Annotated in this window: 25 protein-coding genes; 13 read left to right on the top strand and 12 right to left on the bottom strand. The window is 64.2% G+C overall.

The genetic code is table 11. The features are described 5' to 3' along the window. Positions 1–5: 5 nt before the first annotated feature. Positions 6–431: a GNAT family N-acetyltransferase gene (locus A6B35_RS03630; RefSeq protein ID WP_006202726.1), complete on the bottom strand. Its 426-nt coding sequence runs from the start codon at positions 429–431 to the stop codon at positions 6–8. 162 nt (positions 432–593) lie between these two features. On the opposite strand from A6B35_RS03630, the gene leuD reads away from it, so the two are divergent. The 6 genes from leuD (at position 594) to A6B35_RS03600 (ending at position 4,932) form a co-directional block, all read left to right on the top strand. Next, complete coding sequence (leuD, locus tag A6B35_RS03625) at positions 594–1,199, top strand: 3-isopropylmalate dehydratase small subunit (protein WP_006202725.1); 606 nt, start codon at positions 594–596, stop codon at positions 1,197–1,199. A gap of 67 nt (positions 1,200–1,266) precedes the next feature. After that, positions 1,267–2,208, top strand: coding sequence for a hypothetical protein (locus tag A6B35_RS03620; RefSeq protein WP_006202724.1), 942 nt, complete (start codon positions 1,267–1,269; stop codon positions 2,206–2,208). A gap of 303 nt (positions 2,209–2,511) precedes the next feature. Further along, positions 2,512–2,895 carry a RidA family protein gene (locus tag A6B35_RS03615; protein WP_006202723.1) on the top strand — a complete coding sequence of 128 codons (384 nt, stop codon included), beginning with the start codon at positions 2,512–2,514 and terminating at the stop codon, positions 2,893–2,895. 5 nt (positions 2,896–2,900) lie between these two features. Beyond that, entirely contained in the window at positions 2,901–3,251 is a 351-nt protein-coding gene (locus tag A6B35_RS03610; protein WP_006202722.1) for a VOC family protein, read from the top strand. Between the two features lie 87 nt (positions 3,252–3,338). After that, a complete protein-coding gene (gene leuB / locus A6B35_RS03605; RefSeq protein WP_006202721.1) occupies positions 3,339–4,442 on the top strand; it encodes a 3-isopropylmalate dehydrogenase in 1,104 nt (367 codons plus the stop codon). Between the two features lie 4 nt (positions 4,443–4,446). Beyond that, on the top strand, positions 4,447–4,932 hold the full coding sequence (locus tag A6B35_RS03600; RefSeq protein WP_006202720.1) for a GNAT family N-acetyltransferase: 486 nt from the start codon (positions 4,447–4,449) through the stop codon (positions 4,930–4,932). Here the strand turns inward: A6B35_RS03600 and A6B35_RS03595 are convergent. Further along, positions 4,922–5,632: a DUF805 domain-containing protein gene (locus A6B35_RS03595; RefSeq protein ID WP_006202719.1), complete on the bottom strand. Its 711-nt coding sequence runs from the start codon at positions 5,630–5,632 to the stop codon at positions 4,922–4,924. The genes A6B35_RS03600 and A6B35_RS03595 overlap by 11 nt on opposite strands. Before the next feature lie 140 nt (positions 5,633–5,772). Between A6B35_RS03595 and A6B35_RS03590 the strand changes: the two genes are divergently transcribed. Continuing rightward, positions 5,773–7,197, top strand: coding sequence for a glycosyltransferase (locus A6B35_RS03590; protein WP_006202718.1), 1,425 nt, complete (start codon positions 5,773–5,775; stop codon positions 7,195–7,197). A 31-nt stretch (positions 7,198–7,228) separates the two neighbouring features. Here A6B35_RS03590 and A6B35_RS03585 read toward each other — a convergent pair whose 3' ends face one another. Beyond that, a complete protein-coding gene (locus A6B35_RS03585) occupies positions 7,229–9,094 on the bottom strand; it encodes a DEAD/DEAH box helicase (RefSeq protein ID WP_006202717.1) in 1,866 nt (621 codons plus the stop codon). A 448-nt stretch (positions 9,095–9,542) separates the two neighbouring features. Between A6B35_RS03585 and A6B35_RS03580 the strand changes: the two genes are divergently transcribed. Beyond that, a complete protein-coding gene (locus A6B35_RS03580; protein WP_006202716.1) occupies positions 9,543–10,577 on the top strand; it encodes an aspartate-semialdehyde dehydrogenase in 1,035 nt (344 codons plus the stop codon). A 174-nt stretch (positions 10,578–10,751) separates the two neighbouring features. Here the strand turns inward: A6B35_RS03580 and A6B35_RS03575 are convergent, their stop codons facing one another. After that, entirely contained in the window at positions 10,752–11,156 is a 405-nt protein-coding gene (locus tag A6B35_RS03575; RefSeq protein ID WP_006202715.1) for an ACT domain-containing protein, read from the bottom strand. A gap of 195 nt (positions 11,157–11,351) precedes the next feature. Between A6B35_RS03575 and A6B35_RS03570 the strand changes: the two genes are divergently transcribed. The 4 genes from A6B35_RS03570 (at position 11,352) to A6B35_RS03555 (ending at position 13,795) form a co-directional block, all read left to right on the top strand. Then, positions 11,352–12,257: a bestrophin family protein gene (locus A6B35_RS03570; RefSeq protein ID WP_006202714.1), complete on the top strand. Its 906-nt coding sequence runs from the start codon at positions 11,352–11,354 to the stop codon at positions 12,255–12,257. A gap of 136 nt (positions 12,258–12,393) precedes the next feature. After that, complete coding sequence (locus A6B35_RS03565; protein ID WP_006202713.1) at positions 12,394–12,798, top strand: DoxX family protein; 405 nt, start codon at positions 12,394–12,396, stop codon at positions 12,796–12,798. A gap of 20 nt (positions 12,799–12,818) precedes the next feature. Beyond that, positions 12,819–13,346, top strand: coding sequence for an SRPBCC family protein (locus A6B35_RS03560; protein WP_006202712.1), 528 nt, complete (start codon positions 12,819–12,821; stop codon positions 13,344–13,346). Positions 13,347–13,531: 185 nt separating this feature from the next. Then, positions 13,532–13,795 (top strand): glycine zipper domain-containing protein, encoded by a 264-nt coding sequence (locus tag A6B35_RS03555; RefSeq protein ID WP_040582915.1) that lies wholly within the window; start codon positions 13,532–13,534, stop codon positions 13,793–13,795. A gap of 89 nt (positions 13,796–13,884) precedes the next feature. On the opposite strand, the gene rpsP is transcribed toward A6B35_RS03555, so the two are convergent. The 8 genes from rpsP to A6B35_RS03515 form a co-directional block, all read right to left on the bottom strand. Then, complete coding sequence (gene rpsP, locus A6B35_RS03550) at positions 13,885–14,286, bottom strand: 30S ribosomal protein S16 (protein WP_006202710.1); 402 nt, start codon at positions 14,284–14,286, stop codon at positions 13,885–13,887. A gap of 108 nt (positions 14,287–14,394) precedes the next feature. Next, entirely contained in the window at positions 14,395–14,721 is a 327-nt protein-coding gene (locus A6B35_RS03545) for a chorismate mutase (protein WP_006202709.1), read from the bottom strand. A gap of 7 nt (positions 14,722–14,728) precedes the next feature. Next, positions 14,729–16,330 (bottom strand): signal recognition particle protein, encoded by a 1,602-nt coding sequence (ffh, locus tag A6B35_RS03540; RefSeq protein ID WP_006202708.1) that lies wholly within the window; start codon positions 16,328–16,330, stop codon positions 14,729–14,731. 270 nt (positions 16,331–16,600) lie between these two features. Beyond that, a complete protein-coding gene (locus A6B35_RS03535) occupies positions 16,601–17,542 on the bottom strand; it encodes a glycosyltransferase (protein ID WP_006202707.1) in 942 nt (313 codons plus the stop codon). Next, positions 17,542–18,486, bottom strand: coding sequence for a CPBP family intramembrane glutamic endopeptidase (locus A6B35_RS03530; RefSeq protein WP_006202706.1), 945 nt, complete (start codon positions 18,484–18,486; stop codon positions 17,542–17,544). Before A6B35_RS03530 ends, A6B35_RS03535 begins: the two co-directional genes overlap by 1 nt. A gap of 152 nt (positions 18,487–18,638) precedes the next feature. Continuing rightward, the gene (locus A6B35_RS03525; RefSeq protein ID WP_006202705.1) at positions 18,639–19,241 is read right to left on the bottom strand and encodes a DUF1236 domain-containing protein; all 603 of its coding nucleotides are present in this window, start codon (positions 19,239–19,241) and stop codon (positions 18,639–18,641) included. A 229-nt stretch (positions 19,242–19,470) separates the two neighbouring features. Next, complete coding sequence (locus A6B35_RS03520) at positions 19,471–20,562, bottom strand: zinc-binding metallopeptidase family protein (protein ID WP_006202704.1); 1,092 nt, start codon at positions 20,560–20,562, stop codon at positions 19,471–19,473. A gap of 73 nt (positions 20,563–20,635) precedes the next feature. Continuing rightward, on the bottom strand, positions 20,636–21,883 hold the full coding sequence (locus A6B35_RS03515) for a flavin monoamine oxidase family protein (protein ID WP_006202703.1): 1,248 nt from the start codon (positions 21,881–21,883) through the stop codon (positions 20,636–20,638). Positions 21,884–22,030: 147 nt separating this feature from the next. Here A6B35_RS03515 and A6B35_RS03510 point away from each other — a divergent pair, with 147 nt between their 5' ends. Continuing rightward, positions 22,031–22,825: a lytic murein transglycosylase gene (locus tag A6B35_RS03510; RefSeq protein ID WP_006202702.1), complete on the top strand. Its 795-nt coding sequence runs from the start codon at positions 22,031–22,033 to the stop codon at positions 22,823–22,825. Positions 22,826–22,835 lie beyond the last annotated feature (10 nt).

Raw genomic sequence — 22,835 nt, 5'->3', positions numbered from 1 at the left:
AAGCGTCAGCCCTTGCGGCCGAACCAGAAGGCGTCCGGCATGCGCTTCATGCCGATGCGCTCATAGAAGCCGATAGCGTCGGGCATCGAAATCAGGCTGATGGCGACGGATGGTCCGAGCTGCCGGCGCGCCTCGTCCATCAGGCCCTTGCCGATGCCGAGCCCTTGCGCCGATTGGGAGACGGCGAGTTCGGAAATGTAGCAGACCCAGGCAAAGTCGGTGAGGCCACGGGCGACGCCAAGCAGCGGCTTGCCCTCGACATCGAGACGCGCCGTCAGCACCAGGTTGGCGCCGGAAAGCATTTTCTTCAGCCGGGCCCCGTCGTCGACGGGGCGCGTCTCGCCGAGGCCGGATTCGACCAGCACGCGGCGGAATTCGGCGATGCCGAGCGTCGGCTCGCTGGCGTAGAGGACTTTTGAAGCTGTTGTCATGCCGTCAAGGTGCACCACGGGCGGCTAGTTTTGAAGCCTTGCGTGCCGATCTTGTGATCGGCGGCCAAGAGCGGGCGCAAACAGCTGCCTTTTATTTGCCTGCGGCTTTGTGTAAACCGTGCGCCAGCAATCCCCCGCAACGAAAAGAAGACGGGCAGACCCATGGACAAGTTCACCAAGCTCACCGGCGTTGCCGCTCCGATGCCGATCGTCAATGTCGACACCGACATGATCATCCCCAAGGATTATCTGAAGACGATCAAGCGCACCGGGCTAGGCAGCGGCCTGTTCGCCGAAATGCGCTACAAGGACGACGGCTCGGAAAACCCCGACTTCGTGCTCAACAAGCCGGCCTATCGCAAGGCGCAGATCCTGGTCGCCGGCGACAATTTCGGCTGCGGCTCGAGCCGTGAGCATGCGCCGTGGGCGCTGCTCGACTTCGGCATTCGCTGCGTCATCTCGACCTCGTTCGCCGACATTTTCTACAACAACTGCTTCAAGAACGGCATCTTGCCGATCACCGTTAGCCCGGAAGATCTGGAGAAGCTGATGGACGACGCCTCGCGCGGCTCCAATGCGACGGTCTCGGTCGACCTCGAAGCCAAGGAGATCCGTGGACCGGATGGCGGCGTGGTCACCTTCGACCTCGACGACTTCAAGCGCCACTGCCTGCTCAACGGGCTCGACGATATCGGCCTGACCATGGAGAAGGTTGGCGCCATCGACTCGTTCGAAAAGAAGAACGCCGAGCAGCGCCCCTGGGCCTGAACGGCCGGATCTGAACGGCTGGCGAAGCGGCGCCGATGGCCGGCATGGCGGTGAACGGAGGACGGTCATGACACGCTCGCTTCTGGCCGGCGCTTCGGCGCTGGTGTTGATGCTGCTGCCCACGACGAGCACCTATGCCCAGACCCAGACGCCCGCCGCGCGACAGACCCCGGCAGCGGGCGACCAGCCGGCAACTGACCAGGGATCGTCGAGCACCACCGATGCGGCGCCCGCCGACGACGACAAGCAGGCGCCGATCCCGTTCGAGGGCGGCCAGCTGACCATCACCCAGCCGGAACAGGACGGCGAAAAGGTGCTGGCCTATGACGGCAAGAAGCTGGCGAGCAATTACGACGTCTATTTCGACAAAATCGTCAAGATTGGCGACGTCAACGTGGCGCTGGTCGATGTCGGCGATGGCGGCAACCAATGCGGTCCGGCCAAGGTGATCGTGTGGAAGCCGGAAGGCGGCACCATCCAGACCACAACGGTCGAGCAGGACGAATGCGGCGCGCCGCCGGCCGCCGTGTCGGACAACGCCCTCTATTTCGTGCCCTATCTCCTGCCCGGAGAATCGAAGCCGGCGCTGAAATGGTCGCCCACGGACGGGCTGACCACCTCGGGCAATCTCAGCTATATGCCGGAGCCCGGCACCGACTGGAAAGATGTCGATCCGGCCAAATACCAGAACATCATCGACGCCTTCCACAATGAGGCCGTCTACAAGGCGGCCGAGACGCTGCTCGGCAAGGACATGCCCGACATGGCGACCAGCCTTCTGGTCGGCGGCGGCACCGAAAAGACGGCGTCCGGCGCCTTCTACGCCAGCGGTTGCGTGCCGCATGATTGCGGCGGCAATGACGGTTTCATGGCGGTCGACCCGGCCAAGCACACACTCTATTTCGCCCGCCGCGGCGACAAGCCGGAGCCGGACGCGTGGCCGGCGGTGAAGACCTGGCCGGCGGATGTGAAGGAAGCGCTGGACAAGGCGATGAGCTCGGGGAATTAGGGTTCCACCTCGTTCCTTCGTCATCCTCGGGCCTGACCCGAGGATCCATGCCGCGACATTAGCCGAAGGCTACAGCGGGACCAGAATTCTGCACCGTTGCGTAGCCCGAATGTCATGTCATGGCATCCTATGGTCTGCGCCGCGTCGCTTCGCTCCTTGCTTCGCCATAGGATGACGAAGACGTGAGGGGTTCGGCCAATCTCCAAAGTGGTGCTCCCCAGTCGTAACAACAATCGGCCGACTCTGGCCCATGGTCAGCCCCGCCCTTTCCCCGCAGGATGAGCGCAACCATCGCGAGGCTCCATGCGCAAACTCATCTCCACAGGTTCGCCTTTCGAGAAAACCGCCGGCTATTCGCGCGCGGTGGTGCAGGGCGACTGGTGTTTCGTCTCCGGAACCACCGGCTACGACTATGCGACCATGACCATGCCGGAAACGGTCGAGGCGCAGACGCGCAATTGCCTGGCGACGATTGCCAAGGCCTTGCAGGACGGCGGCTTCGAGATGGCCGACGTGGTGCGGGCGCATTACTACATCACCGACCAGGCCTTCGTGGATATCGTCTTCCCGATCCTCGGCGAGACCTTCGGTGACATCAGGCCGGCAGGGACGATGATCGTCTGCCAGCTCAACAAGCCGGAAATGAAGATCGAGATCGAAGTCACGGCGCTGCGGCGCACGGTGTGAACCCGATGAAAGTTCGGCGCATCGTTGCAAACATAGACACCCAGGACATCGCGGCGGCAAAGCGCTTCTATCAGGATGTGCTCGGCCTCGATGTGCTCATGGATATGGGCTGGATCGCCACTTACGGCTCCCAAGAAACGATGACCGTGCAGATCAGCTTCATGGCCGAAGGCGGCTCCGGCACGCCGGTGCCGGACCTGTCGATCGAGGTCGACGATGTCGATGCCGCGCTCGAGGCCATGAAGGGCGCCGGCTTCGCCATCGAATACGGGCCGGCCGACGAACCCTGGGGCGTGCGACGCTTTTATGTGCGCGACCCGTTCGGCAGGCTGGTCAATATCCTCTCGCATCGGTGACCACGCTTCCCACGCGCAGGCTTGCGCGCCGCCCGCTTGGCGTTTAGCAAGGCCGCGATTTCAACTTTCTTTCCGGGACGGTTCTCCATGGCTTCGAAAAATCTTCTCCTGCTCGCCGGCGACGGCATCGGCCCCGAGGCGATGGCCGAAGTGAAGAAGCTGATCGCGGCCATGAACGCAAAGCTGGGCAGCGGCTTCGTCACCGACGAGGGGCTGGTCGGCGGCTGCGCCTATGATGCGCATGGCGCGGCGATCTCCGATGCCGACATGGAAAAGGCGATGGCGGCCGATGCGGTGCTGTTCGGCGCCGTCGGCGGGCCGAAATGGGACAAGGTGCCTTATGAAGTCCGCCCCGAGGCCGGTCTGCTGCGGCTGCGCAAGGACATGGAGCTGTTTGCCAATCTGCGTCCGGCGATCTGCTATCCGGCGCTGGCGGCATCCTCTTCGCTCAAGCAGGAGGTCGTCGAGGGTCTCGATATTCTCATCGTGCGCGAACTCACCGGCGGCGTCTATTTCGGCGAGCCGAAGCAGATCATCGACCTCGGCAACGGCCAGAAGCGCGGCATCGACACGCAGGTCTATGATACGTTCGAGATCGAGCGCATTTCCGGCGTTGCCTTCGAGCTGGCGCGAACGCGCAAGAACCACGTCACCTCGATGGAAAAGCGCAATGTGATGAAGTCGGGGGTGCTGTGGAACGAGGTCGTCAGCCAGACCCACAAGGCGCGCTATGCCGACGTCAAGCTCGACCACATGCTGGCCGATGCCGGCGGCATGCAGCTGGTGCGCTGGCCAAAACAGTTTGACGTGATCGTCACCGATAATCTGTTCGGCGACATGCTGTCCGACATCGCCGCCATGCTGACCGGCTCGATCGGAATGCTGCCGTCGGCCTCGCTCGGCGCGCCGGATGTGAAGACCAAGAAGCGCAAGGCACTCTACGAGCCGGTACATGGTTCGGCGCCCGATATCGCCGGCCAGGGCATCGCCAACCCGATCGCCATGATCGCCTCCTTCGCCATGTGCCTGCGCTATTCCTTCGGCATGGTGGCCGAGGCCGACAAGCTCGAAGGCGCCATCGCCGCCGTGCTCGATCAGGGCTTGCGCACCAAGGACATCATGTCCGAGGGCATGACCGAGGTCGGCACCGTCGAGATGGGCGACGCGATCATCGCCAAGTTCCTGGGCTGATCCCATGGCGGTCGACGTCCGCTGGGCGACGACCGGAGATGCGGCGGCGCTTACCGTCATGCTCTGCGAGATGGCGGTGCATTACCGGCAGCCGCCGCTCGACAGCGCGCGCGCCATGGCTGCGGCGCGAAAATGGCTTGGCGAGGAAAGCACGGCCTATCCGCATTTCGCGCTGGCCTTCGTCGATGGCGAGGTTGCCGGCCTGGCGTCAGTCGCCATCGCGCATCCCGGCATCGACCTCGAGCGGCTCATGTTCCTCAAGGATCTGTTCGTGCGCGAGGATGTCCGTAACGCCGGTGTTGGCCGGGCGCTGATCGGCTTTCTCGCCGGCCATTGCCAACGTGACGGCATCGGCCGTATCGACTTCACGACCGAGGACTGGAACGAAGGGGCGCTGCGCTTCTACGCCGGGCTCGGCGCCGAGCGCCACGGCCAGAAGATCTTCCTCAGGCTGTCGGGCGAGGCGCTGGAGGCGGCCGCTAGACCCTGACGCCTGCCGGCACCGGTCCCCACCGGTTTTCTTGTCCTTGCGTCGGGATCAACGCGAAGACCAGCGTGGCGAGGCCGCCGACGGTCGGGATGAAAAACAGCACGGCAAGCCAGCCGGTCAGGCCGATATCGTGCAGACGGCGAACGATCAGCCCGATCCACGGCACGAACGTTGCAAGGACGAACGTGATGGAAAGCCCCATCGCCATCGCCGGCAGGTCTGTGCCGGCGTCCAGATTGCCCATGGCCGCGTCGGCGGCGACGCCGATACCGAAGATCACGATCAAGCTGACCGTCCAGAACAGGCAAAAAGCCCAGAATTCCTTGCGGCGGGCGCGACCGGCGAAGTTGACGTAGTTCTCCGTCACCGCCCGCCAGAAGTAGCTCCACAATCCGGTGGAGCCGCCGGTCTCGTTCTCGGCAAGGCGGCCGAAATGCTGCGGTTGAGGCGCGGCAGCCGGCTTGCTGCTGGCCTGCGGCGATGCTGCGGCAGCGCCTGCCGGAGCCGCCGGCGTCTGTGCACGGATCGAATAGACATTGCGCGCCTGGCCACCGCCCGGCTGGAATTCGACAAGCGCGCCCTTGGCCACCGAGGCATCGCGGCGCATGTCCTCGCGCGCGAAGCTGTAGCGGCTGCCGTCGGCTCCGGCGATGAAACCGAAGCCCTGGTCTTCGTCATAGTGAAGAACTTCGCCGCGCATGTCCTTGCCCCCGCAATACATCCGGCCGAAATGTGACACGCGCCCGAACCGGCAAGCAAGGCCTGCGCCAGGAAAACGTGGCTTTTGCCGTCGCTGCAAATGAAGCATAAGGCGCAATCTTCCTCGTCAAGAAGTAGGCAATGACCATCCAAAGCTTGAACGCCGCCACGACGGGGGAAGACGAAGCGGGCACGAGAGCGCCAACGCTGTTCATCGACGCGACGGGATTGTTGTTGTGGCCGCCCGGCAGGGCCCTGGCGGGCATTCCGCGGATCGAAGAGTTTCTGGTCAAGGCAGCCTTGGCGGATCCCGACCCTGCCGTGGAGGTGGTGGCGTTCAGAGCTGCGGAGTGCAGGTTCGAAGCGCTGGCTCCCTTCGAGCAGGATTATTGGGCGGCAAGCGGGATTGCGCCTTTTCGCGCCAGGCGACGGCCAGGGACGATGGAGGCGCTGTCGCAGGCTCTTCGGTCGGTGAGGCGATATCCGTGGGGCAAGCGAGATGCCGACCGTCACCTTGCCATGACGGTGACCAGCGGCAAGAAGGGACCCGGGTTTCGCGCGGTGAGGCTGCTGATCCGTGCCTATCGCTCATACCGGAGGGTTCTTGGCAGGCTCGGCTGGCGCCAGGAGGTTCCGAATCGACCCGTCGATGCCGAACGGAGCCTGGTGCTGATCTCCAATCACATTCTCACGCGGGAGGACCGATCGGCCATCTCGGGCGACGCCAAAGGCTTCGCCTTCATCTGCCACGATCTCATCCCGGTACTGCGCCCCGACCTGGTAGGCTCGAGCCCGGCCGAGAAGGCCTTCGGGACCTACCTAGAGGGGCTTGTGCGGTCGGGGGCGACGGCTTTCTGCACCTCGGCCGAGGCCAGCGTCACGCTGACCGATCACATGCGCCAGGCCGGCATCGCGCCGCCGGTCATCCACCGCTTTCCAATGCCGTCGATCCTCTACGAGACTGCTTCGCGGCTCGATATGACGTCGCGCTTCGAGCCCGATGAGCCGTTCGTGCTTTACTGTTCGACCATCGAAGTGCGGAAGAACCACATCATGCTGGCGCGGATCTGGCGGCAGGCGCTCGAAGACGGCGTCAGCCTGCCAAGGCTTGTCTGTGTCGGACGCCGGGGATGGATGGTTGAGGCGTTGAACGCCTATCTGAAGGCCCACCCCGAGCTGGCCGGTCCGGTGACGTTCACCGGTCCGATCAGTGACGAGGAGCTCATCCGCCACTACCGCAGCGCGTCCTTCGGCGTCTTCCCTTCGCATATCGAGGGCTGGGGCTATGGTGCCTCGGAATGTCTCGATTTCGGGGTGCCGGTGATCGTCTCGAAAACGCCGTCGCTGATCGAGGCGACCGGTGGCCTGATGCCGGCAATCGAGTCAACCGATCAGGCAGGTTGGTACGCAGCCATCCGCAGGATGGCCGAGGACACGGAATGGCGTTCCTCACTGACGGACCGCATCGCGCGGCAGCACCGGCCGACGCCCGCAGCAGCCAGCTGGGCGGCGATCAAGGCCGGTCTCAGGGCTGGCAGATCACGTCCGCCTGAGGCCCTCGGCTGAGGACCGCAAGGCCGGCGGCAAGGGCTCGCCTCTACGCCGGCCGCTTCTTCGACTTCTTGTGCTTTGGCGGTCCGGCCTTGTCGAATTTCGGCTTGCCCGCTTTCGCGGCCCAGGGCTTTGCCTCGAACGGAGGGCGCTGGCCATCCGATGCCGCGGCGCGCTTGTCGAATTTCGGCTTGTGGGCACTTTGGGGCGCATTCTGGTCGAATGCCCGCTTGCCGCGGTGCGGCTTCTTGTCAGGCTGCGGCGGCTGATAGCCGGCGCGGGAAAGGTCGGGCGTGCCGTCCAGCCGCTTCACCACGATGTTGTTCTGCAGCTTCCTGTCGGGGCCGATTGCCGCCAGGAACCGGTCGGCCCAGTCGGCGGCGATCTGCACGAAGGTCTCTTCCGGCTGCATCTTGATGGCGCCGATCTCGCGCTTGGAGATGTTGCCGGTGCGGCACAGCATCGGGATCAGCCAGCGCGGCTCGGCATTCTGCCGACGGCCGACCGACAGCGAGAACCAGACGCTGGCGCCGAAATCGTCACGGCGGCTGGGCGTGTCGTCGCGGCGGGCAAACTTTTCGCCCGACGGCGTGAACGGTGCGACATCGAGCAGGTCCTCGGGCGCCGAGCGGCTGGCACGACATTGGCGCACGAAGGCGGCCGCCACCTGTTCGGCGCCATGCCGGGCGAGAAGCGCGTCGATGAAACCGCGCTCGTCATCCTTCACGGGCTCGTCGAAAGCCGGATCGGCAAGAATGCGCTCGTCATCGCGCTGGATCACATCGTCGGCCGATGGTGGGCTCGCCCATGTCGCCTTCAGCCCGGCATTCTGCAGCAGCCGTTCGGTGCGCTTGCGGGCACTGTTCGGAACGATCAGCGCGCTGACGCCTTTTCGTCCCGCACGCCCGGTTCGCCCGCTCCGGTGCAGCAGCGTCTCAGGATTGGTCGGCAGGTCGGCGTGGATGACCAGCTCGAGGTTAGGCAGGTCGATGCCGCGCGCCGCCACGTCTGTGGCGATGCAGACCTTGGCGCGGCCGTCGCGCATCGCCTGCAAGGCATGGCTGCGCTCGTTCTGGCTGAGTTCGCCCGACAGCGCCACGACGGAAAAATTGCGGTTGTTGAAGCGCGCTGTCAGATGGTTGACGGCGGCGCGGGTGTTGCAGAACACCAGCGCGTTCTTGGCCTCGTAGTAGCGCAGCACGTTGATGATGGCGTTTTCCCGGTCGGCCTGGGCGACGTTCAGCGCCCGGTATTCGATGTCGAGATGCTGCTTTTCCTCGCCGGCGGCCGAGATGCGCACCGTATCGCGCTGGTAGCCCTGGGCCAGCGTCGCGATAGAGCGCGGCACGGTGGCCGAAAACATCAGCGTGCGGCGCTCGGCCGGGGCGGCATCGAGGATGAATTCCAGGTCCTCGCGAAAACCGAGATCGAGCATCTCGTCGGCCTCGTCGAGAACGACGGCCTTCAGCGCCGACATGTCGAGCGCGTTGCGGGTGATGTGGTCGCGCAGCCGGCCCGGCGTGCCGACGACGATGTGGGCGCCGCGCTCAAGCGCGCGCCGCTCCGTGCGCATGTCCATGCCGCCGACGCAGGACGCCACCGTCGCGCCGGTCAACTCGTAAAGCCATTGCAATTCGCGCGTCACCTGCAGGGCGAGCTCGCGCGTCGGCGCCACGGCCAGCGCCAGCGGTGCTCCCGCCTGGGCAAAGCGCTCCGCGCCTTCGAGAAGGGTCGGCGCCAAAGCAAGGCCGAAGGCGACGGTCTTGCCGGAACCGGTCTGCGCCGAAACCAGTGCGTCGGCCTGACCGAGCTCGGGGGCGAGAACCGCCTTCTGCACCGGCGTCAGCTCGGCATAGCCGCGTTTTTCCAGCGCCTGTGCAAGCGCAGGAACAATAGCTTGGAAACTGGACATCTATCTCTTTCGGAATTCAGGGTCTGCGCTCGTCATGGAGCACATGCCGGCGCATGCCAGCCAAACAATCTTGGCCGTTCGTACTTCCTGCCGCCGCCATTGTACAGGGTGGCATGAAGACCGTGCGCGTGCCACCAATTGACTCTTTATGCAAACCGCGTAAAAGCCCGCATCGAACGGGATCGTCATTCGATGCGCGGCCTTTTGATGGCTCTTCTTGCATTCGACTTCCCTGGCCACAATGCGAACCATTGGGCCGGGCGCGTCGGCGCGTCCCCTCGTTCCAGCAAAACCCCAGTCTTGGCCAAGAAAACTGGCAAAACGACCACTAAAACGGTCTGATTCCCTTGGCCTAACCACCCTCTCCCGGGTCCGGCCCGGGGGTTGAAACCCGCATCGGCCGGCGGGTTTTCTCCAGAAACCGAGCGGAGAGGGACAGGAGATCTTTATGAGTTTCAAGGTTGCGATCGTCGGCGCCACGGGCAATGTGGGCCGGGAAATGCTGAACATACTGGAAGAGCGCGGCTTTCCGGTGAGCGAAGTTGTGGCACTGGCCTCGCGGCGCAGCCAAGGCACGGAAGTGTCGTTCGGCGACCGCACGCTGAAGGTCAAGTCGCTCGACCAGTATGATTTTTCCGATACCGATATCTGCATCATGTCGGCCGGCGGCAACGTCTCCAAGGAATGGTCGCCGAAGATCGGCAAGCAGGGCTGCGTCGTCATCGATAATTCGTCGGCCTTCCGCTACGACCAGGACGTGCCGCTGATCGTGCCGGAAGTGAACCCGGACGCGATCTCGCTGTTCACGCGCAAGAACATCATCGCCAATCCGAACTGCTCGACGGCGCAGCTGGTGGTTGCGCTGAAGCCGCTGCATGACGTCGCCACCATAAAGCGCGTCGTCGTCGCCACCTATCAGTCGGTGTCGGGCGCCGGCAAGGAAGGCATGGACGAGCTGTTCACGCAGACGCGTGCCGTGTTCGTCGCCGACCAGGTCGACGTCAAGAAGTTCACCAAGCGCATCGCTTTCAACGTCATCCCGCATATCGACGTCTTCCTCGACGACGGCTTCACCAAGGAAGAGTGGAAGATGGTGGCCGAGACCAAGAAGATGCTCGACCCCAAGATCAAGCTGACGGCGACCTGCGTGCGCGTGCCGGTGTTCATCGGCCATTCGGAAGCGGTCAACATCGAGTTCGAAAAGCCGATCACCGCCGACGAGGCGCGCGACATCCTGCGCGAAGCGCCGGGCTGCCAGGTCTTGGACAAGCGCGAGGACGGCGGCTATATCACGCCGCTCGAATCGGCCGGCGAGGACGCCACCTTCATCTCGCGCATCCGCGAGGATTCGACCATCGACAACGGTCTGTCGATGTGGATCGTCTCCGACAATCTGCGCAAGGGCGCGGCGCTGAACGCGGTGCAGATCGCCGAGCTGCTGGTCGAGCGCGGCCTGATCCAGCCGAAGAAGAAGGCGGCCTAGTTTTCGCTCACGGGCCGCACCGCCGCTAGCGCGGCTGGCCCTCCGCGAGGGCGCCGGACGACCGGCGGCCCGCAGTCGCGGGCTCGGCCTTCGGCCGGGCAGCTCCCTTCTCCCCGTCACTATACGGGGAGAAGGTCCCGGCAGGGCGATGAGGGGCAGCGCCGGCCTCGCTTCTCATGCGCTTTCGGTTGCCAGGTCCCTCAGCAGTTCCATCGCTTCTTCCGCCCGGTCGGCCGGCACGAACAGATGATCGTGATAGAAGGCCGAGACCGGGTTGACGCCCATGCCGGCTCTGGCCAGCCGCGCGGTGATGGCGGCGAGGAAGCCGACCGCTTCCAGTGACGAATGGATGTTCAGCGTGATCATGTGGCACGGGAATACGGCGTCGAGGCCAGCTGCCCTGGCTTCGCCTTCCAGCACGATCAGCGTCGTGCCTTCGTGCTCGCGAAACAGCATCACCGGTTCGAGCGTGCCGGGAACCGGCCTACCGGGCGGCAAGGTGACGAAGACATGCACGCCTGGTAGCAGTTCCGGCGTCATCGTCGCCAGGAGTTTTTTCAGGTCGGTCTGGCCAGCCATCGCGTGCTTCCGGATCTTATGCGCGGCCGTTGAGCGCCTGCGCCTTTTCGTCAAGTTTCGCCGACTTCGATAGCGCGCACCGCCCTTCCCTCGCAAGACGACATGGCGATGTCGTTGACGGCTGAGCTTGCGCAGCAGCGCCGTCACACAATGAACGAGCTCAGGGCCGGCGCCGGTCCGTGAAAGGGTTTTCCTATGATCGTTCGCCCGCGTCCGGGAATCCTGCATTTGTTCTTCATCATGCGTGGATCGGTGGTGCCGCGCATCCTGCCGCAGATCTTTGGGTTCGCGGCCTACGGCGCGCTGGTGGTGATCATCGTGCGGGCACTGAAGCTCGACTTCGGCAATGCCGGCACAGCACCCTTCGCTTTGCTTGGCGTGGCGCTGTCGATCTATCTCGGCTTCCGCAACAACGCCGCCTATGACCGCTGGTGGGAGGCGCGCAAGCTGTGGGGTCAGCTGGTCTTCGACATCCGCAATTTGGCGCGCGCTTCCACCGGGCTGATCGAGGACCGGACCGAGTTGCGCGGCCTGTTGATGGAAGCGACGGCCTTCTGTCATTTCCTGCGCGGCCTGCTCAGACGGGTCGATGCGACTGCGGAAGCTCGCACCTTCATCGGCGACGGGGTTGAAAGCGCCGTCCAGGCCGCCAACGCGCCGGACGCCATGTTGCGGCGGATGGGCGGACGTATCGCAGCACTCCGCAAGGCCGGTGCCATCGACACGATCGGTTATCGCATCCTCGACGAGCGGCTGTCGGAGATCGCCGCCGCGCAGGCAGGCTGCGAGCGCATCGCCGGAACGCCGTTGCCTTTTGCCTATACGCTGCTCTTGCAGCGCACAGCCTACATCTTCTGCCTGCTCTTGCCCTTCGGGCTGACTTCCGCCGCCGGCTGGGCGACGCCGCTGTTCACCGCGCTGATCGCCTACACGTTCTTCGGCCTCGACGCGCTTTCGGAGGAGCTCGAGGATCCGTTCGGCACCCAGCCCAACGACCTTGCGCTGGACGGCCTGTGCCGCGTCTGCGAGATCTCGGTGTTCGAGGCACTGGGCGAGACGCCGCCGAAGATGATTGCGGCCGAAAGGTTCTATTTTTCCTAGCCTTGGCAATGGCTTACCGGGGCGTCACCGCGCCCGGATGCCAAAAGATTCCGGCCCGTGTCGGATTGCCGCCTCCTGCCGCGTCCTTGGCTCGACTCCCAAGAAGAGGGGGCCTGCAGCTCAGGAGGGAACATCAATGTCCATATCGCAAACCGCACCCGTCTCATCAGGCGCCTTGTGGACCGGCCGTGCGCTCAGCACGATCATCGTGCTGTTCATGATCTTCGACGGCGTCATCAAACTGCCGCCGCTGGATATCGTCACCCAGACCATGACGCAGCTTGGCTGGCCGGCCGATGCCAATGCCGCGCGCCTGCTCGGCATTATCGGGCTGGTTTCGACCGCGCTCTATGCGTTGCCGCGCACCTCGTTGCTCGGCGCCATCCTGCTCACTGCCTATATGGGCGGCGCCGTCGCCACCCATGTGCGCATCGGCAGCCCGCTGTTTTCGCACATTCTGTTCGGCGTCTATCTCGGCGTCATCCTGTGGGGCGGCCTGTTCCTGCGCGACCTCAGGGTGCGCGCGCTGTTCGCCAACTAAGCCATTGAAGGGACAAGACAATGCTTGCCACCATCCTCATCATTCTGCTCGCCATCGTCGCCGCGGTGCTCCTCTATGCCGCGACGCGGCCGAACGACTTCGTCGTCAGCCGCTCGGCCAGCATCAAGGCGCCTGCCGAGGTGATCTTTCCGCTGATCAACGATTTCAGGCGCTGGCCCAGCTGGTCGCCTTACGAAAAACTCGACCCGGACATGAAACGCACGCTCTCCGGCGCCGAAAGCGGCAAGGGCGCGGCCTATGCATGGCAAGGCAACAGCAAGGCCGGGGTCGGCCGCATGGAAATCACCAATTCGGTTCCGTCGTCGCTGGTGGCGCTGAAGCTCGATTTCGAAAAGCCATTCAGGGCCAACAACACCGTCGACTTCACCTTGACGCCGTCGGGCGAGGACACGACCGTCAGCTGGGCGATGCGCGGCGGCAGGCCCTTTATCGCCAAGCTGATGGGCCTGTTCATGAATTTCGACACGCTGATCGGCAGGGATTTCGAGGCCGGACTCGCCAATCTGAAGCGAGCCGTTGAAAAGTAAAGCGGTAGGTGCGGCGCTCTATCTCTTTGTTTTGACGCAATTCCCAAGGGAAAGCGCTACGCGCTTTTCCCGGGAAAACCGCTTCACACTTTGCCTGGAATTGCCCTAGGCGGATCAAATCACGCTTCCGTGCGTTATCGGCCCAGGGGTGGGTGAAGATGGTCTCCCCTTGGAGAGGAACGATGATGAAAAAAACGTTGCTTTTGCTGGCGCTGCTGGTTCCGCTAGGGGCCTGTTCGCAAACGGAAAAAGGTGCCGCGGTCGGCGGCTTGGGTGGCGCCGCCATCGGTGCTGCCGTGGCCAATGATCCGGTGGAAGGCGCAGTCGTCGGTGGCGCCGTCGGTGCCGTTGCCGGCGCGTTGATCGGCCGGGCCAACGAACCGGACCGCTGCCGCTACCGGGATCGCTACGGGCGCACCTACATAGCCCGCTGCCCGGAGGGCTATTGAACCAGCGTGACCTTCTGCGACCGAGCATGCGCTGAAAAGAGAAACGGCGGGCCAAGGCCCGCCGTTTCTCTAAGCGATAGGCAACCGCATTACTCGGCGGTGGCGGCTTCCGCCTCGGCTGGTGCGGCGGCCGCGGCGGCAACAGCGGCGGCGGCATCGTCCTGCGCCTTCTTCAAAAGGGCAGCGCGCTCCTGCGCCTTCTTGCCGGGCTCGGCCTTCTTCGGGTTGGAGCGGGCGTCGCGCTTGGCGAGGCCGGCCTCGTCGAGGAAGCGCAGCACGCGGTCGGTCGGCTGGGCGCCGTGCGACAGCCAATGCTTGACGCGGTCGGCGTCAACCTTGACGCGTTCGCCGTCCTTGGGCAGCAGCGGGTTCCACGAGCCGAGCGACTCGATGAACCGGCCGTCGCGCGGCGAACGGGCGTCGGCGACGACGACGTGGTAGTAGGGACGCTTCTTCGAGCCCGCACGGGCCAGTCTGATCTTCAGTGCCATTTCTTTTCTCCTAAAAGCTCTGATTCGTTGATTGGGTTAGGGCTGAGTCTTTGTTTGTGCATGTCGTTACCCCAAAACCGCTGAGCACTTTTGGGCGACATGCACCGGTCAGCCGGTTTTCGTCACGCCGTTGGCAGCGGCGATCTGTTCGTGGTGACGGATCACTTCGCGGACGACGAAGTTGAGGAATTTTTCCGCGAAATCGGGGTCGAGATGCGCATCCTTGGCCAATTGGCGAAGGCGGGCGATCTGCTGTTGCTCGCGCGCCGGATCGGCCGGCGGCAGGCCATGTTCGGCCTTCAGCACGCCGACCGCTTTGGTGCAACGGAAGCGTTCAGCCAACATATGGATGAGGGCGGCGTCGATATTGTCGATCGAAGCGCGATAGCTGGCGAGAATCGTGCGCGCATCGGCCATGTCCTTGTCCTCGTTCATGACGCCCTCACTTCTTCTTCCCAAGACCGGGCAGCCCGCCGCCGCCCAGGCTGGGAAGGCCGGGCAGCTTCATGCCGCCGGGCAATCCGGGCAGGCCACCGCCGCCGGGGAGGCCGCCGGGCAAGCCCTTCATGCCGCCGAGGCCGGCCGCCTGCGCCTGCTTCTGCAGGGCTTCGAGCTGCTTGGGGTCCGTCTTGGACAGGTCCGGCATGCCTCCCATACCGCCCATGCCACCCGGCATCATGCCGCCAAGACCCATCTTCGAGGCAAGGCCGCCCATCATGCCGCGCATGAGGCCGCCGCCTTTGCCCTTGCCGCCCATCGCCTTCATCATGTCGGCCATGCCGCGATGCATTTTCAGCAGCTTGTTGATCTCGGCTGCATCGGTGCCGGAGCCGGCGGCGATGCGCTTCTTGCGTGAGTGCTTCAGGATATCGGGGTTGGCGCGCTCGGCCCTGGTCATCGACGAGATGATGGCGAGCTGACGGCCGAACATCCTGTCGTCGAGGCCGGCCGCGGCCATCTGGTCCTTCATCTTGCCCATGCCGGGCATCATGCCCATGATGCCGCCCATGCCACCCATCTTCGACATCTGCTGAAGCTGGCCGGCGAGGTCGTTCAGGTCGAACTTGCCCGATTGCATCTTTTTGGCCATCGCCGCCGCCTGCTCGGCGTCGATGTTTTCGGCGGCCTTTTCGACAAGCGAGACAATGTCGCCCATGCCCAGGATGCGGTCGGCGATGCGCTTGGGATGGAATTCCTCCAGCCCGTCCATCTTTTCGCCGGTGCCGATCAGCTTGATCGGCTTGCCGGTGACGGCGCGCATGGAAAGGGCCGCGCCGCCGCGGCCGTCGCCGTCCATGCGGGTCAGCACCAGGCCGGTGATGCCGACGCGCTCGTCGAAACTCTTGGCCAGGTTGACGGCGTCCTGGCCGGTCAGCGAGTCGGCGACCAGCAGGATCTCGTGCGGCGACGACACCTTCTTGATGTCGGCCATCTCGACCATCAGCGGCTCGTCGATATGGGTGCGGCCGGCAGTGTCGAGAATGACGACGTCATGGCCGCCGAGCTTTGCCGCCTGCACGGCCCGCCGTGCGATATCAACCGGGTTCTGGCCGGCGATGACCGGCAGCGTCGCCACCTTCACCTGTTCGCCGAGCTGGCGCAGCTGCTCCTGCGCGGCGGGGCGCCGCGTGTCGAGCGACGCCATCAGGACCTTCTTGTTCTGCCGCTCGGTCAGTCGCTTGGCGATCTTGGCCGAGGTCGTCGTCTTGCCTGAGCCCTGCAGGCCGACCATCATGACGACGACCGGCGCCGGCGCGTTGAGGTCGACGGCGACGCCCTCGGCGCCCAGCATCTCGACCAGCTCGTCATGGACGATCTTGACGACCATCTGGCCGGGCTTGATCGACTTCACCACGGCGGCGCCGACAGCCTTCTCGCGCACCTTGTCGGTGAAGGAGCGTACCACTTCCAGCGCCACGTCGGCCTCGAGCAGTGCGCGGCGCACCTCGCGAAGTGCGGCCGAGACATCCGCCTCGGACAGCGCACCGCGGCCGGTCAGGCCATTCAGGATGGAGCCAAGGCGCTCCTGAAGCGATTCAAACATTCTGTTTCCTTTTCCCGAGCACTGGATGGTGCCGGAGAAATAATGCGTTCGCGCCAAGTGTCCAAACAAAAGCCCGTGCAAGTGCAAAGCCAAAAAGCACCCGGGGGCGCATTGCGCTGCCGGGTGTTGGCCTCCAGGATCGATTTATGGCACTCGCCTCAAAAAGGCTTCGGCGTCCTGGTCGGCTTGCTCGGAGGGATACTCGTCGCGGAATTTGGGGGCTGTAGACAGGAAATCGGGCGAAGAGTCAAGTTATGGGCCGGCGCAGGCTCACGGCAGCACTTCGCCGTCGAGGATGCGTGCGTAGAGTTCGAGATAGCCTCTCGCGGTGCGAGCGATCGGAAAGCGCTCGGCGGCGGAGTCGCGGCAGCGTTGCGGGGATAGATCCGCGATGGCGGCAAGGGCCGCGCCGAACTCCGAGTCGGTGTCGAAGAAGCGCCCGGTGTCGGCGTCGACGATCTCGGGCAGCGCGCCGCGCGGCGTCGTCAGCACCGGCGTTCCGCACAGCATCGCCTCGACCGAAGCCATGCCGAACGGCTCTTCCCAGGCGATCGGATTGAGAAAGGCCTTTGCCTCTCCCAGCAGGTGCAGCTTTTCGTCGCCATCGACGATGCCATGGAAGCGGTAGCGGCCGGCAAGGCTTTTGAAGAAGACGCCCTGGTTTCGAACCTGGCTGCGCGTGAGCAGTTTCCAGCGCGAGCCGCCGGCGATATCGAGGGGGAAATCAAACTTCCTCGCCAGGTCGACGGCGCGGTTCAGGTTCTTGCCGGCGCGCGCGATGCCGGCAAGGAACATCAGACGATCGGTCTTGGTTTCGGCCAGCCGATAGGCGTCGATCGGAAAGCCGTTGTGGACGAAGGTCTCGCGGCCGTGGTTGCGGGCGTGGCTGGCGCTGACGAAACTCCAGTTCTTCTGCCGTCTGGGCTCGCTTGGAGTATAGCCGTGCTCGGTGTTGAGGGTCGGAAACGGAACCTCGATAAACCAGCTGTTGAAATGGACGATATCGGTGTCGGCGGGGATGGCGGCCCGGCACTGCTGCGCCGACGACGCCTGCCGCACTTCGCACAACGGATGGCTGGAGCCAGGGTCGGCGATAAGCACCACCCGGTGGCCGAGGCGGGCGAGTTCGCTCGCCAGCCATTCGACCTGACGCTGGGTGCCGCCATAGCCCTTGCAGGGGATTGCGCCCCTGACCACCAATGTGATGCGCATCAGTCCGGCCCGACCTTCAGCGGCGAGCGCGGATGCAACAGGAGCAACACCGTCAGCAGGCTGCTGACGATGCCGATCGCGGCGATCAGGACCGCGTCCCACGTCGTCCAGCCGGGGCCTTCCAGCGGCTTGGCGTTGAATAGGGCGAAGGAATTGTAGCTTGCCTGGTGCGAAATCAGCAGGAAGCCGGTCAGGTTGTTGCCGAGATGGGCGCCGAAGGCAGCACCCAGATTGCCCGTCGCATAAACCAGAAGCGTCAGCACCAGCGCGAAGGTGGCGATCGAGACCAGCACGCAGGCATTGATGGCGAGCGACGAGGCCGAACTCCAATGCAGCGCGGTGAACAGCAGCACCGGCAGCAACACCCAGATAAGAGGGCTGTGAAACCGGTTTGCCAGGCCTCTCAGCAGATAACCGCGAAACAGCGCCTCCTCGGAGGATGTCTGCAGAAAGGCCAGCAAGACGATCGGGACGAGGAACAGCAGCCAGGACGGCAGGCTGATCGCGCCGCGCGCGATCTCGGGTTGCAGCCAATAGAGCAACACCTCGGAGAGCAGCGAGGTGATCAGCACCGCCGCCAGGCCCTTGAGGAATCCCTGGCGCGAAACGCGGCGGCTGGTTCCGATCAGCGCCGACAGCGGCTCGCCGTGCACCCAGCGCATGGCGATCCAAAGGCCGATCCAGATGCCGGCGAAGGAGACCAGTGCGATAAGTATCCCTTCGGGCGATGCCAGGAAATCCTGCACCGGCCGGCCGGTCGGCGCGCTGCCGGCCATCGAGGCCCGCCAGGCGACGAAGGCATAGGTACCGCCGAGCAGCACGACCAGGGTCGTCGCCACCCAGAAAAGCACGACAATGGCGCTTCCGAGCAGGAGGCGCGGCAAATTTGTCTTGTCGTTCGGCGAGCGCCGATAGCGCTCGAAAGCGGCATTGTCGATGATCACGCGGCTCCCCTGCCCAACGTATTCACGACGCATGATCTATGGGATCGGGGCTCCGTGCGCAATCATCCTCGTCTTGCCGCGCATGGGCACGCCTCAAAAAGCAGCGACCGCCTGTTGGCGGCCGCGCGTTTCACACTTTTCCTGGAATTGGTCTAGTCACGCATGACGTAGACGATGCGCCGCGTGCCGGGGTCGACCAGCGCCGGCTGGTTGTTCACATAGACATAGCGGTAGTCGTAATCGGGGATTTCACGCAACTCGACCGTGTCCGGCAAGGTCGCGCCTGTCACCACCTCGCCGTCGAGATAGACAGGATCGAGCCGGTGCGTCGTGACGTAGGTGCCGACTTCGGCCGGGGGCCTGGCGATCGGGTCGAGCGGCTCGGCCGCGACAATGGCGCTGGTATAGGTATCCGTATAGATATCGTCACTCGGCGGCGTCACAACCTGGATATCGGCGTCAACCGGCCGGCGCGTCAGCACCACCTGATTGCCGCCGAAGTCGGCCGTAACATAATCCGAATAGACCCAGCCCTGGCCATTGGCCTCGGCGATCGTGCACCATTTGCTGTTTGCAATGCAGCCCTGGAGCGTTGCCGACTGGCCGGCGGCCAGCACGCCGATCACGGGATATTGCGGGCCGGGGCCGGCGCGCACGTTGAGATCGGTGACAGCCGAAACGGCGGTTTCGGCCAGGGCCGCGCCCGACATAGCGACGAGCGCCCCGGCGATGGCCGGAAACAGTATGGCTTTCATGATTTCTCTCCGTTCTTCGAACTCCCTCGCGAACGGAAACGAAACAAGGCTCTATGCGTTCCGGCTAAAATGCCCCTGCTAGTGTCCCAATTCTGAAATTCGCTTTGCGTTCGATATCAAGGGCATTGCGAATTTCAGAATCGAGACACTAGCAACTTATTGATTCTAGTGCCGTTTTGATTTCGAAGTTCGCTCGGTGCCCGATATCGAAATCTGGCGAACTTCGAAATCACGACACTAGCTCACGAATTGTTCCGGTTTCTTTCGGCAAACCGGTTAAAAGCGCGTGGACGAAGTCCAGTTTCCGCGCCGTCACGTCCGAAATGACGAAGGGATAGAGATCGGGCAGGCCCATGCAGCGGTTGATCGAGTTGGACGCCTCCGACAGGACCAGCCAGCGGGCGAGGATCCTGTCGAAGGGCTCGGGCACGTTGGCGGGCTCGGACGGTGCGGCTTGCAGTTCGCCGCCGGTATCGCCGCGCGGCAGCGCGTCGGCATCCACGGTCTCCAGCCGGCCAAGCGGGAAGTTCAGCGCATGCACCATCTCCAGCGTGTCGGTGATGTGCAGATAGTGCGCGAAGGTTTCGGCCCAGTCTTCCCAAGGGTGCGACGTCGCATAGGCGGAGATGTGGCCCTGCTGCCAGTCGGGCGCAGCACCCGTGGCATAGTAGGTCCGCAGCGCCTGCTCATAGTCCGGGCGGTCGTCGCCGAACAAGGCGCGGAAGGCTGCAAGCCTTTGCGGGTCGTCACGGATCAGGCGGTCCCAGTAATAGTGGCCAAGCTCGTGGCGGAAATGGCCGAGCAGCGTGCGGTAGTTCTCGCCCATTTCGACGCGCCGCCTCTCGCGTTCGGCCGAATCCGCCTCGGCGACGTTGAGCGTGATCAGGCCGTTGTCGTGGCCGGTCAGGATGCGCTCGCCGCCGGGGCCGCCGCCGATCGGATCGGCAAGGAAGTCGAAGGCAAGGCCGGCCTCGTCGCCGGGGTTGTGCTTTGGGGCGGTCGGCAGGCCGAAGGCGAGCAGCGAATAGATGGCGCGCTTCTTGGCCGCCTCGACGCGGATCCAGCGCCGGCGGTTGCCGTCGACCGAGAGGTCCGGGATCAGCTGATTCAGCGCGCAGGCGCGGCAGAAGGCCTGGCCCGGCTCCGCCCGCCAGTTGCAGGCGCATTCATCGGCATTGGTGCATTGGAAAACGCCGTCGATACCAGACAAGGCAAAGCTTGCCTGCTCGGGATCATAGAGGACGAGGCTGGCGCAGCTCAGGCACTGGGCGTTCTCGAAATAGAGGCGGTGGCCGCAATGCGGGCAGTCGAACAGCTTCATTGTGCTCTCAAATCGTCAGAGCCAGCATATAGGGCGGCATCGCCGGCCACCCAAACGCGAGCCGAAGCCGCCGCTATCCAATCGCAAGCAAGGCGGCCACCTGTCGTGCCACGCTCTCTCCCGACAGGCGCGCGCCGCCGCAGGTCTGGATGAGCGGACCGGCCAGGTGCTCGCCGGCGAAGAAGATCTTTTCCGCCACTGGCTGCATCAGCGCGGCGCGCGCTTCGGAACGTCCCGGGCGGGCCGCCGCATAGGCTCCGCGCACGAAGCGCTCGCCGCCCCAATTGGTCATCATGGCGCGTGCGACATGCTTGCGGGTGTCGGCACCGAAGATGTTGCAGAGACGGTCGACCACGAAGTCGATACCCGCCGCCTCACCGGCAGCCGACATCTCCCAGGCGAAGTCGCCGCCGACGAAACCGACCATCAGGTCGAGATCGAAGGGAAAGCACAGGAAGTAGATGTCGTGCCTGGCCAACCGCTCGATCAAAAGATCGTCGAAGGGCTGCAGGCCAAGCCTGGTGCCCCGGATCTCGACCGGCAGCTTGGTCAGCATGCCCATAGGCAGATCGAAGAAGGCGCCAAAATGCGTATCGGGAAGCGCCGGCGAGAATTCGATCTCCTCGAAGGCGAGCACCGCCGGCGAGGCTGTGACGATGACCGCCCTGGCGCGGATGGTGCCGCGATCGGTGACGCAGGCGACACCCGGCACGTCCCAGAGGATCTTGCGCACCGGCGTCGACAGTTCCACCGGCAGGTCTGCCCCGAAATGCGCCACCAGGGCGCCAAACCCTTCCTTGCTGAAATAGTTGGGATCGAGATCGGCAGCGGCCTGAAAATCGCGGATCGATATTTCGTCCTCGTCGGCGCCAAAATCCATCGGCCCGGCGAAGGTGGCGGCGGCGCGCGGCGCATGCCCCTTGGCGAGCAGTGCCGAAAGGCGGTCGTCGTCGCCCTCTTCCACCTGGTGCGCGGCCAGCAGTTCGAACAGCCGCGCATCGGCGGCCTTCATCTCGGCCTCTTCGGCCTCGCTTGCCTTGCGCTTGCGGTAATAGAGATGATCGACATTCATGTCGTGATGGTGAAGCGTCCAGCCGGCGGCCTCGGCCTCGGGAAAATAGGGATTGCGGTCCGCGGCGTGCAGCCAGGCGCAGCCGATGTCGAACGGGACGCCGAAATGCTGGTCGCTGGTCCAGGCGCGACCGCCGACGCGGCCCATCGCTTCCAGCAGTTTGAAGGAAAGGCCGGCGGCACGAATGGTCTTGGCTGCGGCGAGGCCAGCGGAGCCGGCGCCGATGATCACGACGTCAACGTCATCCATGAATGCAAGACCCCCGCCACAATATCTACTTGATCGTAGGCAAATTGCGCGGCATTGGCCAGCGTAGCGCCGGGGGTACGGTGACAATTGCGCGTTTCACTGGCAAATTCGCAACCGGGACGTGATTCAGGCAATCAGGAGAAAAGCATGGCATTTCTTGCCAAGGGAAGAATTTTTGCGGCCGCGCTGGTGGCGATGCTTGCACTGGCGACGGGCGCGCAGGCCGCCAGCTGCGGCAAGAACAGCGCCGGCTTCGAGGCGTGGAAGCAGGAGTTTGCCGCGGAGGCCAGGTCCAACGGCGTCGGCTCGAAGGGCCTGGCCGCTCTGGCCGGCGCCACCTACGCAACAAAAACGATCAGCGTCGACCGCGCCATCCATAAGGCTTTCAGCGGCTCTGTCGAAGAGTTCATGAAGCGCCGCGGTGGGGCCGCGATCATTTCCAAGGGCCGTTCGCTGAAGAAGTCGAACGCGGCGCTGTTCAACAAGATCGAAGCGACCTACGGCGTGTCGCCGGGTGTGTTGCTCGCCATCTGGGGCATGGAGACCGGCTTCGGTGCCTCCTTGGGCAAGCAGAATACGGTCTCTGCCATTCTGACGCTTGCCTATGATTGCCGCCGGCCGGGCTTCTTTTATCCGCATGCTATTGCAGCCCTGAAGCTGGTCGATCGCGGCGCGCTGAGCGCCTCGTCGGTCGGCGCAGCGCATGGCGAGATCGGCCATACGCAGTTCCTGCCCGGAAATGTTTTGCAGTATGGCGTCGGCAACGGGAATCTGCGCGACAAGGCCACTGCGCTGGCCTCCACCGCCAACTTCCTCAAGGCTCATGGCTGGCAGGCGGGTGCGAGCGCGAGCGCGAATATGGGCGCCATTGCCGGCTGGAATTCCGCGAGCGTCTATCAGCAGGCCATCGCCCGTATCGCCACGGCGATCGACGGCAACTGATTAGAAATCT

It is taken from the genome of Mesorhizobium amorphae CCNWGS0123, assembly GCF_001686985.1.
GTDB lineage: Bacteria > Pseudomonadota > Alphaproteobacteria > Rhizobiales > Rhizobiaceae > Mesorhizobium > Mesorhizobium amorphae.
The sequence above is the reverse complement of the archived record's forward strand: the minus strand, read 5'-3'. Positions and strand labels throughout refer to the sequence as shown.

Excerpts from the sequence above, each read along its gene's own strand:
- A6B35_RS03555 (WP_040582915.1), top strand. The coding sequence starts at position 13,532 with ATGAAAAAAACGTTGCTTTTGCTGGCGCTGCTGGTTCCGCTAGGGGCC.
- A6B35_RS03585 (WP_006202717.1), bottom strand. The coding sequence starts at position 9,094 with ATGTCCAGTTTCCAAGCTATTGTTCCTGCGCTTGCACAGGCGCTGGAA.
- ffh (WP_006202708.1), bottom strand. The coding sequence starts at position 16,330 with ATGTTTGAATCGCTTCAGGAGCGCCTTGGCTCCATCCTGAATGGCCTG.
- leuB (WP_006202721.1), top strand. The coding sequence starts at position 3,339 with ATGGCTTCGAAAAATCTTCTCCTGCTCGCCGGCGACGGCATCGGCCCC.
- A6B35_RS03560 (WP_006202712.1), top strand. The coding sequence starts at position 12,819 with ATGCTTGCCACCATCCTCATCATTCTGCTCGCCATCGTCGCCGCGGTG.
- A6B35_RS03570 (WP_006202714.1), top strand. The coding sequence starts at position 11,352 with ATGATCGTTCGCCCGCGTCCGGGAATCCTGCATTTGTTCTTCATCATG.
- A6B35_RS03590 (WP_006202718.1), top strand. The coding sequence starts at position 5,773 with ATGACCATCCAAAGCTTGAACGCCGCCACGACGGGGGAAGACGAAGCG.
- A6B35_RS03630 (WP_006202726.1), bottom strand. The coding sequence starts at position 431 with ATGACAACAGCTTCAAAAGTCCTCTACGCCAGCGAGCCGACGCTCGGC.
- leuD (WP_006202725.1), top strand. The coding sequence starts at position 594 with ATGGACAAGTTCACCAAGCTCACCGGCGTTGCCGCTCCGATGCCGATC.
- A6B35_RS03510 (WP_006202702.1), top strand. The coding sequence starts at position 22,031 with ATGGCATTTCTTGCCAAGGGAAGAATTTTTGCGGCCGCGCTGGTGGCG.
- A6B35_RS03515 (WP_006202703.1), bottom strand. The coding sequence starts at position 21,883 with ATGGATGACGTTGACGTCGTGATCATCGGCGCCGGCTCCGCTGGCCTC.
- A6B35_RS03595 (WP_006202719.1), bottom strand. The coding sequence starts at position 5,632 with ATGCGCGGCGAAGTTCTTCACTATGACGAAGACCAGGGCTTCGGTTTC.
- rpsP (WP_006202710.1), bottom strand. The coding sequence starts at position 14,286 with ATGGCACTGAAGATCAGACTGGCCCGTGCGGGCTCGAAGAAGCGTCCC.
- A6B35_RS03535 (WP_006202707.1), bottom strand. The coding sequence starts at position 17,542 with ATGCGCATCACATTGGTGGTCAGGGGCGCAATCCCCTGCAAGGGCTAT.
- A6B35_RS03615 (WP_006202723.1), top strand. The coding sequence starts at position 2,512 with ATGCGCAAACTCATCTCCACAGGTTCGCCTTTCGAGAAAACCGCCGGC.
- A6B35_RS03565 (WP_006202713.1), top strand. The coding sequence starts at position 12,394 with ATGTCCATATCGCAAACCGCACCCGTCTCATCAGGCGCCTTGTGGACC.
- A6B35_RS03520 (WP_006202704.1), bottom strand. The coding sequence starts at position 20,562 with ATGAAGCTGTTCGACTGCCCGCATTGCGGCCACCGCCTCTATTTCGAG.
- A6B35_RS03575 (WP_006202715.1), bottom strand. The coding sequence starts at position 11,156 with ATGGCTGGCCAGACCGACCTGAAAAAACTCCTGGCGACGATGACGCCG.
- A6B35_RS03610 (WP_006202722.1), top strand. The coding sequence starts at position 2,901 with ATGAAAGTTCGGCGCATCGTTGCAAACATAGACACCCAGGACATCGCG.
- A6B35_RS03600 (WP_006202720.1), top strand. The coding sequence starts at position 4,447 with ATGGCGGTCGACGTCCGCTGGGCGACGACCGGAGATGCGGCGGCGCTT.
- A6B35_RS03620 (WP_006202724.1), top strand. The coding sequence starts at position 1,267 with ATGACACGCTCGCTTCTGGCCGGCGCTTCGGCGCTGGTGTTGATGCTG.
- A6B35_RS03525 (WP_006202705.1), bottom strand. The coding sequence starts at position 19,241 with ATGAAAGCCATACTGTTTCCGGCCATCGCCGGGGCGCTCGTCGCTATG.
- A6B35_RS03545 (WP_006202709.1), bottom strand. The coding sequence starts at position 14,721 with ATGAACGAGGACAAGGACATGGCCGATGCGCGCACGATTCTCGCCAGC.
- A6B35_RS03580 (WP_006202716.1), top strand. The coding sequence starts at position 9,543 with ATGAGTTTCAAGGTTGCGATCGTCGGCGCCACGGGCAATGTGGGCCGG.